The sequence below is a fragment of the uncultured Clostridium sp. genome, assembly GCF_937920395.1.
Classification (GTDB): domain Bacteria; phylum Bacillota; class Clostridia; order Clostridiales; family Clostridiaceae; genus Clostridium_AD.
In genome coordinates this window covers 1-12,558 of sequence record NZ_CALEVF010000157.1, presented here as the reverse complement: position 1 = coordinate 12,558, position 12,558 = coordinate 1, and the positions used below count along the sequence as shown (strand labels likewise).

General features: G+C 29.7%; 10 protein-coding genes and 1 pseudogene. 6 read left to right on the top strand and 5 right to left on the bottom strand.

Features of this window, described 5'->3' with window-relative positions; translation table 11 throughout:
• From Q0649_RS10830 to Q0649_RS10820, 3 genes and pseudogenes are all read right to left on the bottom strand, one after another.
• Positions 1-340: pseudogene (locus Q0649_RS10830) on the bottom strand (2-hydroxyglutaryl-CoA dehydratase); the annotation flags it as partial.
• Positions 328-1,350, bottom strand: a complete 1,023-nt coding sequence (locus tag Q0649_RS10825) for a 2-hydroxyacyl-CoA dehydratase (RefSeq protein WP_298841429.1) — start codon at positions 1,348-1,350, stop codon at positions 328-330. The pseudogene Q0649_RS10830 and the gene Q0649_RS10825, both read right to left, overlap by 13 nt.
• Before the next feature lie 227 nt (positions 1,351-1,577).
• Positions 1,578-2,651 (bottom strand): 3D domain-containing protein, encoded by a 1,074-nt coding sequence (locus Q0649_RS10820; RefSeq protein ID WP_298841426.1) that lies wholly within the window; start codon positions 2,649-2,651, stop codon positions 1,578-1,580.
• A gap of 324 nt (positions 2,652-2,975) precedes the next feature.
• Between Q0649_RS10820 and Q0649_RS10815 the strand changes: the two genes are divergently transcribed.
• From Q0649_RS10815 to Q0649_RS10800, 4 genes are all read left to right on the top strand, one after another.
• A complete protein-coding gene (locus Q0649_RS10815; protein WP_298841424.1) occupies positions 2,976-5,942 on the top strand; it encodes a DEAD/DEAH box helicase in 2,967 nt (988 codons plus the stop codon).
• Between the two features lie 97 nt (positions 5,943-6,039).
• Positions 6,040-6,453, top strand: coding sequence for a hypothetical protein (locus tag Q0649_RS10810; RefSeq protein ID WP_298841422.1), 414 nt, complete (start codon positions 6,040-6,042; stop codon positions 6,451-6,453).
• 522 nt (positions 6,454-6,975) lie between these two features.
• A complete protein-coding gene (argB, locus tag Q0649_RS10805) occupies positions 6,976-7,851 on the top strand; it encodes an acetylglutamate kinase (RefSeq protein ID WP_298841419.1) in 876 nt (291 codons plus the stop codon).
• On the top strand, positions 7,851-9,017 hold the full coding sequence (locus Q0649_RS10800) for an aspartate aminotransferase family protein (RefSeq protein ID WP_298841417.1): 1,167 nt from the start codon (positions 7,851-7,853) through the stop codon (positions 9,015-9,017). Before argB ends, Q0649_RS10800 begins: the two co-directional genes overlap by 1 nt.
• Positions 9,018-9,121: 104 nt before the next feature.
• On the opposite strand, the gene Q0649_RS10795 is transcribed toward Q0649_RS10800, so the two are convergent.
• Both Q0649_RS10795 and Q0649_RS10790 read right to left on the bottom strand, forming a co-directional pair.
• Positions 9,122-9,859 carry a response regulator gene (locus Q0649_RS10795; RefSeq protein ID WP_298841415.1) on the bottom strand — a complete coding sequence of 246 codons (738 nt, stop codon included), beginning with the start codon at positions 9,857-9,859 and terminating at the stop codon, positions 9,122-9,124.
• Positions 9,860-9,862: 3 nt separating this feature from the next.
• Positions 9,863-11,092 carry a PocR ligand-binding domain-containing protein gene (locus tag Q0649_RS10790; RefSeq protein WP_298841413.1) on the bottom strand — a complete coding sequence of 410 codons (1,230 nt, stop codon included), beginning with the start codon at positions 11,090-11,092 and terminating at the stop codon, positions 9,863-9,865.
• 259 nt (positions 11,093-11,351) lie between these two features.
• On the opposite strand from Q0649_RS10790, the gene pduA reads away from it, so the two are divergent.
• Positions 11,352-11,639 (top strand): propanediol utilization microcompartment protein PduA, encoded by a 288-nt coding sequence (gene pduA, locus Q0649_RS10785; protein ID WP_298841410.1) that lies wholly within the window; start codon positions 11,352-11,354, stop codon positions 11,637-11,639.
• Positions 11,640-11,659: 20 nt separating this feature from the next.
• Positions 11,660-12,550, top strand: a complete 891-nt coding sequence (gene pduB / locus Q0649_RS10780) for a propanediol utilization microcompartment protein PduB (RefSeq protein WP_298841407.1) — start codon at positions 11,660-11,662, stop codon at positions 12,548-12,550.
• Positions 12,551-12,558: the final 8 nt, after the last annotated feature.

Sequence of the window (12,558 nt, the reverse complement as noted above, 5' to 3'; positions counted from 1 at the left end):
TTTCTACTTTTACAATTTTAACATCTTGACCACCTATATCTAAAAGTATAAAATCCTTTAAGCCGGTTTGATAAAAACCTCCATAAACATGAGCTTTTACCTCATTTATCTGAGAAAATAATGCTAAATCAGTATTGTTTTTACCATAACCTGTAGAAACTGCTTTATCAATACGACCAATATCAAGTTTTTCTAAATCAACAATAATCTTACCATTGAATTTGCAGTAATTTCTGTAAAAACTCATGGTGCTTACTTTATTTTTTTGTATTATTTTATTGTCTTCTATTAAAACTATTTTAACCTCGCGGCTTCCAAGGTCTATACCTAGTACTCGCATTTTTTAGCCTCCTTGCTGTATGTCTTTAAGTCAAGTAACATATCAAGAAAGGCTTCTAATCTAAGTTTTGTTCTTGCATCTAAGACGTTTAATTTGTCACCTTCAATATTTAATATGGGAATATTTAAATTTTCCTTTAAAATAATATCCGTAACTGCTCTATAGCAAAATGCTTGAGAGTAGTGAATTATTCCGTCTAATTTACGATTGTCTATTTGTTTTTGAATCTCTACAATCCTAAAATTCGTATCATAAGGATAAGTATAATCATAGTATTGATGATATATATCAATGGCATTATTAGCTCTTGGAAAGGCAAATTCTCTTTGAACCTCATTGTATACAAAACTAGCATTAAGATTTTCAACAAATGTGTATATATCTGGAGTCATAGGAGGGACGCCAATATACCCAAGGCGAAGTTTTCTAACAATTGGGGTTCTACTTTTTATTTCACAAATAATATTCTTTAGTTCAACGTCAAAAGCATCTATATTACAATTAAAATCACTTGAACTTACTTGATAAAGATGATTTTCAAAGCCTGTTGCTTTATTATCTATATATGTTAATTGATCAATTTCTTTAACTAAGGAGCGAGTTGCATTGAGCTTAAGTCTTACTAGTTCAACTTCTTTTATTGTTACATTAAAGAGATTCATAAACTTTTTTATTGCATGTTCTACATCCTCTAACTTGTGACTGTGGGGAAATGAAAACGGATAGACCTTTATTCCTCGAAGTTCAAGTACTTCAATAAGGGCTTTTGTATTAGAACAATCACCCTCAACAACGCCGACTATCTCTTTTATGCCATTTTGCAAACAGGCTCCATAAATACCCTTTATCCAGGTACACAAACTCCTAGGAAAACCATCTCTTTCTGCAATATCTATATATTTCAAATAGTCATTTGAGGTTATAAAAATATTATTTAAATCAACAGGTGTATAACCTGCTGCAATTAGAATTTCTACTGGAACAGTAGTTGTTAAACCAATTTTTTTCATTATAAATCCTCCTAAAAAATAAAAAAGGTCCTAACCGTTAGTAAACAAAAAAAACTACCCTAAAACGGTAGTTACGTCCTAGTTTTGTTTATAGACAGGATGGTTTAGAACTGTCTTATTTAAGTTTTACATTAATAAAAGTCTACTATATTTTAATTGCTATGTCAAATTGAGAAAAAATATAAACCCTACAACAGAAAAAATATCTTTTGTAGGGTTTATAATATTTAGTTTATTATGTGTACCTTCAAATATCTTACACCCCAACTGCAGGCTTCATTGTTAGTATTAAAATATAAATCTATGAAATTCCCTTTTATTGCTGAACCTGTATCAGCTGCAATAGCATCTCCATAACCCTCTATATACAATCTTGTTCCGAGAGGTATGACACTTGGATCTACAGCTACAGTACTATATCCACTGGGGCTTCTTAAAGCTTTTCGTCCTGAAGCAGTATAAGCACTATTGGCTCCACCAGATGGTGAGTAAGCAGTAGTTTTTACAGAAAAAGTTTTTCCGGATTTATTTGAGTATGAAGTACTTCTTGAAGAGATAGGTGTTGCTTTGGGGATAGAGGATTCTCTTGAAATTGATGATCCCCTTGAAAATGATACTGCTGGCATAGTACCTTGAACTATAATTTTATTTTTAGGTTGCTTAACTAAGGTTTCTTTAACAACTTTTCTAGTTACTTCTTTTCCATCTTCATAAATAACGTTTAGTGTAATACTTTTTACACCCTTTACTCCATTTTGTGAAACTGTTCTTTTAGATTTTAATATACCATTATTTTTCTTAATAACAGTTTTAAAATCAACAGGTTTAGACTGCTTTATTGTTTTTGAATTAACCCTAGTTACGATTATTCCTAAATTACTAGATAATTTCGTTTCTTTTGAAGGAGAAATTTTATCCGTGGGGTTAATTACTATTTGTTGTGAATTTAACATTAAAGCAACATCTTTTTCAGCGGATTTAATATTAAGCTCTTTATTATCCACAAAGACTGTAACATTTACAGCACGAGTTATTTTTATAACACCGTTGTTTTGTATTTCGGAATTTAGTGCTTTATCAAGCTTATCTTTTACGTCTATAGTTATACCTGATTTTTTTAGAGCATTACCAAATGTCTTTTGATAAGTCACAAGATTAGTTGATTTACCGTCTATAACTACCGTAATATTTTTTCTAATGAAGCATACAAAAATAGTTGAAGTTGTAATTATTGCTACCAATATAAAGCCAATTACAAATTTTATTCGTCTACCTTTCATAAATCTAAATATAAAAATCATCTCCTATTATTAATTTCAGTATAAGGCATTAATTTATTATTACAAATGCCTAACTACTTAGGTCTACAGTACTCTTGGGTGTATTAAAATTAAGAGCGCTCTCATACGATGCATGAGCAGTAGGGGAGTCATGTATACTTATACCAATAAATGTATTGGTAATTATTGTATTTACATTATAACATGATAAGGTAAAATATGCAAATGATAACGATTTCTTATCCTATTTTCCCTTAAGTGCTATAATTATTATAGCATATAATAACTTAGTTCGCTTAATATATGCTATTGTGTGATTATTATTAAATTGGAGGTGATTTAAAAATGAAGTTAATGGAGTTAGAAAGTATAATATTCAAATCATCTTCAGAAAGTATGAGAAGGCAAGGTAAAAAGGCTTTTAATATGGGATTTGTAACTAAAATAAAAGGAAAAAAGATAAACAATATGTATCATATCTATGGAGAGATTAAGAATGATACTAAATCAAAAGAATTAAATACATATATAACAATAGATTTATCTAAGGGAAAATTAGATTGCATAAAATGTACCTGTGATGATTTCAAAGAAGTTTCTGTTGTAGGTCATTCATTTATGTGTAATCATCTAACAGCTACAGCATATAGTTTTTTGAGCAAAGCGACAAAAGGCAATGATAAGCAAGTAGAGAAAGATGAAAATATAAATTATAAAAACACTGATAAGAATGATTTAGGTAATATTATAAAATTAGTTCGAAAAGTAGAGAAAGAATCTATATATTATGAGGCACAATATCAAATAGGTATGAAAAAAACAAAAATTGATTCTGGTGATTTAAGAAGCTTTTTAGAAGCAATTAACAATAAAAAAATCAGATTAAATTATGATGGGTTTGAGTTTGAAGCGCTAATTGTGAAAGAGAATTTACCTTTGACATTTACATTAAAAAGGCGTGACGAGCATTTTGTGTTAACTACACATAAGAAATTTCCAATACCACTTAATCAAAAAAATGATGTGTATTTATTTAATTGGAAGTTGTACTTACCATCAAAGAATCAGGTGCAAAGGTATGTTGTTATTTGTGACAAGTTGAGAAAAAATCATGAAATTTTATATGCTCTCAATATAAATAATTATAATAAACTCATATCCTTTTTAGGTGCAATTACAAGGAATATAAATATTAGTGAAGAAGTGAAAAACTTTGCAACAAATTTTATAAAGGTTGATTTTAATTTATATCAAATTGATTCAAATATTTATTGTGATTTGTTAGTAGTTTATGGTGATGAAAAAATTAATATATTAAAGAATGATAGGAGTAAAAATAGTATAGCACGTGATTATAAAACAAGTACACGTGATTATAAATTTGAGGACAAAATTCTTATGCAACTTGAGAAATATAGGTTTATAAAAAGAGAGGAAAGGTTACTTTTTATAGGGTCAGATGAACAACTATTTGATATATTAAATAGGAGTAAAAATAATCTTTATTCCCTTGGAAATGTTACTTTTGGAAATGGACTTAAACATATGAAAATACATAATTCAAAGAATATAAAAGCAGAGATTAAAGAAAAAAATGGTTATTATGAGTTCTCTTATAGCATAGACAATATTTACGATAATGAATTAAAAGAGGCTCTCGATTCGTTTAAACGAAATGATAGATTTTATAAAACTAAGAACAATAATTTCTTGAATTTTGAAGATGAAACAGTTAGGAACTTTTTTGACCTAATATTAGTATTAAGTGATGAGGAGTTGTTAGAAAGTGGATCGATAAAAATAGAAAAAAATAAGGCATTATATTTACAAGATAAAATAAAAAACAATAAATTTAAATTTATTAAGGGACGTGAAGTACTAAAGGATATAGGAGATATATATGATGATATAAATAAAATGGAAATAAAGATACCAGTAAACTTAAAGGCTAACCTTCGTGAATATCAAATTGAGGGTTTCAAGTGGCTTAAGAGTTTAAGTGTTTTGGGTCTTGGAGGGATATTAGCAGATGAAATGGGTCTTGGAAAAACGGTTCAGACCATAGCTTTTCTCTTATCCGTCGAAAATAAAAAATCTATTATCATTAGTCCAACTTCTCTTATTTATAATTGGAAAGCGGAACTTGAAAAATTTTCTCCTAGTCTAAAGGTTGCAATTGTTCATGGAGACAAGAAAGTTAGACATGAATTAATTAATAACTTAGATGAGTATGACATATTACTTACGACTTATGGAACTTTAAAAATGGACTTAAAAAAATATGATAATATTGTTTTTGATTATTGTTTTATAGATGAAGCACAAAACATAAAAAATTATTTAGCACAAAATACAAAAGTTATTAAAGAAGTTAAAGCTAAAGTAAGATATGCTTTAACTGGCACACCTATTGAAAATAATTTATTTGAACTTTGGTCTATCTTTGATTTTGTAATGCCAAATTATTTATATTCCAAAGAAATTTTTGAACTTAAATTTATCTCTGGAAAAAAGGTTGATTTAGAACAACTAAAATTACTTATTAAACCTTTTTTATTAAGAAGAACTAAAAAAGAAGTGCTTATGGAATTGCCAGATAAAATAGAAAAGAAATTTTTAGTTGAGATGACTACATCTCAAAAGGCTGTATATAAAGCCTATATCAAAGTTGTTAGGGATAAAATGAAAAACAATACGGAGGGGAAAATTGAGGCCTTTTCTTATTTAACAAGGCTTAGACAAATATGTTTAGACCCATCACTTGTAATAGAAGGGTATAAAGGGGGAAGTGGAAAGATAAAAATTGCAACAGAACTTATTCAAAAACATGTGGTGGAGGGTGGAAAAATATTATTGTTTTCACAATTCACATCTGCACTTAAAAATATAGGAGAAAATCTAAAAGAAAAAGGGATATCATATTTTTATTTAGATGGAAAAACAAAATCTAAGGATAGAATTAATCTGGTAGATGAATTTAATAAAAGTTGTCAAACATTCGTGTTTTTAATATCACTAAAGGCCGGGGGAACAGGCCTTAATTTAACATCAGCAAATTTAGTAATTCATTTTGATCCATGGTGGAATCCAGCAGTTGAGAATCAAGCTACAGATAGGGCGCATAGAATTGGTCAAAAAAATGTAGTAGAAGTAATTAAATTAATTGCTAAAGGGACTGTTGAAGAAAAAATCATTTTACTTCAAGAAAACAAAATGGATCTAATTGAGAGTGTAATTACTGGGGAACTTAAAAATAGCGATGTTCTTTTTAAACTCACAAAAGAAGAACTTTTGGAGATACTCATGATTTAAATCTGCCACCAAGATGACAAGGATTATGATATAATAAAGCAAGAAATATTATAAGACGCCATTTAACATGTGGGTGGCACTAATAGGAGATGAGACTATGTACGTAGAATTTAATAGTACAATTGTGGAAAGTAAAGATATAAAAAATACAATTGAGAAAAACACAGAATTTAAAGTACTTAAAGATATGAGTAAAGGGTCCAAAAGAGAAGATATATTAGCTTTTAATATAAGTATAGCTATTAATACCTTAAATGATTTAATGGAAGGTGAAACCAATTTAAGTGATTTAACAGAAGACGAATTATTTGAAGAATATCTATCACTTGCAGAAGAAATTGCAATGGATATTGAAGAAGATGTACCAGATGGTGCAGTATTAGATATAAAAGCGTATAAATGGGATAAATCAGATGACGGCATAAGGCTTGTTATAATTATAGCTCCAGAAGATACAACAGATCTTAAATTAAAAGATATCATGAGAAAACTTATAACACAAGTAGAGTAATAAGTAGAACTGTAGCAAGATTAAAGAAAAATTAAATCTTGTTACAGTTTTTTTATATATAAGAGTTGATATTTTGTCACTTGCAACGTAAGGGTAATTTTTAAAGTATACATATTAAATGCATAATTATGTGAGTTTTAGATATTAAATTGATTTTTGTATAATCGGAAAAATGCCACGATTGTTTATATACATAGTATTTATAGCATGATTTAGAAGGGCTTGGTTGCAATGCATAAACATGGGGTATATATTTATTAATAAAAAAACATATTAAATTTAAAAAATAGTAAATAACATGTTGAATAATTATTCATATTGATGTATAATTATTCAAATGTTTAAATCAGCACTTGTTGTGCTAAAATATTAAGACTCCAGAAGAAAATTTATACTCATAGTGAAGTTATTTTTTTATTATAATATGTGATTTCTAGTGAAGAACTATAAGAATTTTCTACTGAAATGTCGTTAAATAGGTATATGATTAGTAAAAATCAAGTATTAGGTTTGGAGGTAATAATGAATATATTAAATAATGAACCAAATAAAAAAGATTTTTTGGAAATGAGTAAATATGAGGGTAAAATCTTTGTCATAAAATACGGTGGAAGTATAATGAGTAATGATGTAGCTAAGGAAGCTTTTGTAGATGATATAGAACTTATGACAAAAGCAGGTATAAAAGTTGTTATAGTACATGGTGGAGGACCTTTGATTAGCAAGTGGGTAAAGAAAACAGGTGGTGAAAACAAGTTTGTAAAAGGATTAAGAGTTACAAGTAAGGATACTATGGAAATTGTAGAGATGGTATTGTCAGGTAATGTTAATAAAAGATTGTCATCAATTTTAAGTATTAGAGGTCTAAATTCTATAGGGATAAGTGGCAGAGACAGTAATTTGATTCAAGCTAAAAAGAAGTATGTTTTTGATGATAACAAAAAAATTGATATTGGATTTGTTGGAGAGGTTTCAAACATTAACACAAAAGTCTTGGTTACTTTGCTTAAAAACAAGTATATACCAGTTATTTCTCCAGTGGGTGTAGGATGCAAAGGAAATAGTTACAATATAAATGCGGATTATGCTGCAGCTGCTATAAGTGGAGTACTTAAAGCTGAAAAGTTATTAATTATGACTGATATAGATGGTGTATATACGGATATAACTGATCCAACAACACTTTTATCATCAATAACGGTAGCTCAAACTAAAGAATTTATAAGCAAGGGCATGATTTATGGTGGAATGATCCCAAAGCTTGAATGTTGCGTTGCTGCAATTAATAAGGGAGCTAAGAATGTTCATTTAGTCGATGGAAGAAAAAAACATGGCTTATTATTAAATATAATTAAGGATAGTGGAACTAAAATTATAACAGCGAAAGGGGTAATATAATGGAAGAAAATTGTGTAATGAATACTTACGGAAGATATGATGTTACTTTTGAGAAAGGTCTTGGATGTAAAATTTATGATTCGAAGGGGCAAGAATATGTGGACTTTGTTTCAGGAGTTGCAGTAAATTGTCTTGGACATAGTAATCCGGCTATAATAAAAGCAATAACTACGCAAAGTAGTAAGCTTATGCAAAGTTCAAATTATTATTGGAATACTCCCCATAAGTTACTTGCAAAAAAACTAATAGATAACTGTGATCATGATAAAGTATTTTTTTGCAACAGCGGTACGGAAGCTGTAGAAGGGGCACTTAAAATAGCAAGAAAATATGGAACGTTAAAAGATACTAAAGATAAAAATGTGCTTATATATATGGATGAGTCTTTTCACGGTAGAACTATGGGTTCATTATCGGTTACTGGTCAGGAAAAATATCAAAAGGATTTCCGTCCATTAATTGGTGGTATACAAAAGGTAAAATTTAATGATGTAGAAGATTTAAAAAATAATTTTGATGAGAAAGTATGCGGTTTAATAATAGAACCAATTCAAGGAGAGGGCGGAATAAATATCGGGGCAATAGAGTTCTTAAAGGCAGCAAGAGATTTGTGTGATAAATATGATGCTCTACTAATTTTTGATGAAGTACAATGTGGTATGGGACGCCTTGGAAGTCTTTTTGCTTATAAGAAATTTTGCGTTATTCCTGATGTAATATGCATCGCAAAAGCACTAGGTGGTGGTTTCCCAATTGGGGCAACTATTACAAATGTTAAAGCATCAGGTGCATTTGTACCAGGTGATCATGGAAGTACTTTTGGTGGAAATCCACTTGCGTGCGCAGTTGGTGAAGCGGTTTTAACTGAGCTTGTTGATGGTGGAGTTATAGACAAAATTGAAGAAAAAAGTAGATACATGAAAGATAGATTGATTAAAATAAAAGAGAAATATGATGTAATAGATGAAATAAAAGGTATAGGACTATTGATTGGCATAAAAATAAACACAGATACAAAAGAATTTTGTAAGTCTTGTTTTGACAAGAAATTGCTTGTAATTGCAGCAGGGAATAACGTGGTAAGGTTGCTTCCTCCACTTAACGTAACAAAAGAAGAGATTGATGAAGCATTAGATATCCTTGAGAGAGTAATTTCTGAAATTTGATGAATAAGTAGGCCACTATGAAATATTATGATAATTTTATTTACTTTGGAAATAAAGTAAGTTGATAAAAGCTGCATAACGAATTTGTTATGCAGCTTTTATCTTTAGTAAGATTGTTTCTTGTTTTGACATCTAAATTGGTTTGGTGCTATTCCAACACTTTTCAAAAAAACTTTGCTGAAATAGCTTGAATCAACATATCCAACATTTTGTGATATTTCCGTAATGTTTTTATCTGTATTTAGGAGCAAATTTTTTGCTTTTATTACTCTAAATGAGGATAAATAATTAATAAAATTAATACCAATTTTACTCTTAAAGTATCTGCTGAAATATTGTGGGTTAAGGTGAACATGTGCTGCAATTGATTGAAGACTTATATATGTATTATAATTTTCATCAATATATTTCATAGCTTCTTTAATTAAGGTATCATCTTGCTTATCGCTTATGACTCTAACGTTTTGTATATTTATTAAGGATATGCTTCTATTAATGGATTCAATCAAATCCTTAGGTCTTATAGGCTTTAATAAGTAATCGGTTACTTTCAATCTAATAGCACTTTGAGTAAAAGCAAAATCATCATAAGCAGATAAAATGATTGTGTGTACATTGGGTAAAAATTCAATTATTTCCTTTTGAGCTTCAAGGCCGTTAAGTTCAGGCATTTCTACATCCATCAAAATAATATCAGGGGCACTTTTTTTAGCCATTTTAATAGCTTCTAACCCGCTTTTAGCTTCATCACAAATATTAATACTATTTATTTTATTTTCAATGATATACCTAAGTGCTCGTCTTTCAATATTTTCATCTTCCACTATTAGTAAATTATACAAAAGTTAGACCTCCCTTTTATCTAATTTAATGCAAGGAACCATAATTTTAGCGGTAGTTCCAGTTTTTTTGGAATTTTTAAGTTCGATTCCATATTTAGGTCCAAAGAAGTGTTTAATTCTACCGTCAACATTTTTAATCCCTAGACCAGTAAGGTTCTCATAAGAGTTTTCAACTGCGAAAATTGTTTTAAGTCTGTCCTCATCGATTCCAATGCCATTATCAAAAACTTCAATTGTGAGATAGTTATTATTGAAGTTTTTACCTATTATTTTAACTTTCCCATTAATCGTCATGTTTTTAAGACCATGAATTATTGAGTTTTCAACTAATGGTTGAAGAGTCATTACAGGAATCTTAAAATTGAGTATTGAAGAATCAATGTCTATTTCGTAATCAAATCTATCACCAAATCTAGTTTTTTGTATATAAAAATACTTTTTAATATTAGTTATTTCTGAATCTACGGTAACCATGTTATCTGAATTCTTAAGACTATATCTTAATAGGTCAGAAATCGCATAAATTAGATTTTCGGTGTCTGGTGCTTTTTCTATTAAAGCCATTCTTGCAATAGTATTTAGCGTATTATAAAGAAAATGAGGATTAATTTGAGCTTGGAGAGCTTTAATTTCCATATTTTTAAGAAGTTCTGTAAGTTTCATTTTTTCTTTAGTTTCGTCCAAAAGTTCTGATTTTGTAATTGTTGCTATTCCCATCTTAGCGATAAAATTAGAAAAAAGAAAAAGATAGTCAGCAGATACCAGAATTTTTTCATAATCAACTACTGGAACTTCAGCTAGTGCATCTAATAGATCATTTTTAGATAGATTAAGCTCATAAGATAATTTATTAACATCTATAATTGATTTATTTTTAAAGCTTGTACTAGTTACTTGTCCACATAACATAGACCCAAGATAGTTACCATTTACAATTATTGGTGCTGCAAAATCAATTAGGCCAGTGTGGCAGTTATAAATAAAAGGCTTACCTGCCTGCATTGCAGTTGTTCCACCAACTGAATCACAATGCTTACAACGTCTATATCCTTCAGCACTACTCCTAATTAAGCTACACCATTTAGTAAAATAGCTGGCAGTTACAACAGGAGTTCCATCCTCATCAACAGTTACAGTTGAGAGTCCAACTATTTTTGCGAATTTATCTTGAATATCTTTAAGCGAGGATACGTCAATAATTTCTTTGAGTTTATATTTTGAATTTGTTATCATAATATGCCTCCTTTATAAGAAGTTTTAATAACATTAACTATATAGTAAATACATTATCAGTATCTACAATAACAATATATTACTATTAATTATAATGAAAATATATTACCACTAATTACATAGTAATAATAATACCTAAGAATGTCAAAATATTTCGTAAATATAAAATCAATATTATACTTAAATAGAACAATATATTGACATCAAAAAGTGTGAAAATTCAGTATAATGAAGATATAAAATAAATGGAGGTGTTTTTATGGGACAAGAATCATTAGGAATGATAGAAACAAAAGGTTTGATTGGTGCAATAGAGGCGGCAGATTCAATGGTAAAGGCTGCAAATGTAGTTCTTATAGGTTACGAGAAAATTGGTTCAGGACTAGTTACTGTAATGGTTAGAGGAGACGTTGGAGCTGTTAAAGCGGCTACTGATGCTGGCGCTGCAGCTGCAAAAAGAGTTGGAGAAGTTATATCCGTTCATGTAATTCCAAGACCTCACGCAGATGTTGAAAGAATATTACCTAAATACCCAGTTTCAGAATAAATAGTGAGAGGTTGATGTAAATGAATACACAGCTAATTGAAAAGGTTTATGAAGAGGTTAGACGTAAAATTGCGAGCGGAGAAATAAAAACAAATGATATTGAGAAGACAGTTAAAGAAATAGCAAATAATGAGAAAGAAAGTAAAGTTAAAAATGAAGGTATAAATATTAAGAAAGTTAAAGAAGTTAAAGAAGTTAAAAAGGAGGGAACATTTATGCAAGAACCAGGATTAACTGAGTTTGTTGGAACGGCTATTGGAGACACAATTGGTTTAGTTATTGCAAACATTGATTCAGCACTTCATGAAGCTATGGGAATTGATAAAAAATTCCACTCAATAGGCATTATAGGAGCAAGAACCGGAGCAGGTCCACAAATAATGGCAGCTGATGAAGCGGTTAAAGCTACTAATACTGAAATCGTTTCAATTGAACTTCCAAGAGATACAAAGGGTGGAGCTGGACATGGTTCACTTATAATATTTGGAGCAGAAGATGTATCAGATGCAAGACGTGCAGTTGAAGTTACTTTAAAAGAGATCAATAGAACTATGGGTGATGTTTATGGTAATGATGCTGGACATATTGAATTGCAGTACAGTGCAAGAGCGAGTTTGGCTGTAGAAAAAGCTTTTGGAGCACCTGTTGGTAAATCATTTGGGTTAATTGTAGGAGCACCTGCAGCTATTGGAGTAATGATGGCAGATACTGCTGTTAAAACTGCAAATGTAGACATAGTTGCTTATTCAAGCCCAGCTAAAGGTACATCATATTCAAATGAAGTTATACTTGCGATAACTGGGGATTCAGGAGCAGTAAGACAAGCAGTAATATCAGCAAGAGAAGTAGGAAAGAAACTTTTACATGCGTTAGGTGATGAACCAACTTCAACTACCGAACCGTATATTTAAATTAAGGA

What these genes read in the sequence shown, in the direction of transcription:
- Q0649_RS10825 (WP_298841429.1), bottom strand. Translation starts at nt 1,350, where the DNA reads ATGAAAAAAATTGGTTTAACAACTACTGTTCCAGTAGAAATTCTAATT.
- Q0649_RS10800 (WP_298841417.1), top strand. Translation starts at nt 7,851, where the DNA reads ATGGAAGAAAATTGTGTAATGAATACTTACGGAAGATATGATGTTACT.
- Q0649_RS10820 (WP_298841426.1), bottom strand. Translation starts at nt 2,651, where the DNA reads ATGATTTTTATATTTAGATTTATGAAAGGTAGACGAATAAAATTTGTA.
- Q0649_RS10810 (WP_298841422.1), top strand. Translation starts at nt 6,040, where the DNA reads ATGTACGTAGAATTTAATAGTACAATTGTGGAAAGTAAAGATATAAAA.
- argB (WP_298841419.1), top strand. Translation starts at nt 6,976, where the DNA reads ATGAATATATTAAATAATGAACCAAATAAAAAAGATTTTTTGGAAATG.
- Q0649_RS10790 (WP_298841413.1), bottom strand. Translation starts at nt 11,092, where the DNA reads ATGATAACAAATTCAAAATATAAACTCAAAGAAATTATTGACGTATCC.
- Q0649_RS10815 (WP_298841424.1), top strand. Translation starts at nt 2,976, where the DNA reads ATGAAGTTAATGGAGTTAGAAAGTATAATATTCAAATCATCTTCAGAA.
- pduA (WP_298841410.1), top strand. Translation starts at nt 11,352, where the DNA reads ATGGGACAAGAATCATTAGGAATGATAGAAACAAAAGGTTTGATTGGT.
- pduB (WP_298841407.1), top strand. Translation starts at nt 11,660, where the DNA reads ATGAATACACAGCTAATTGAAAAGGTTTATGAAGAGGTTAGACGTAAA.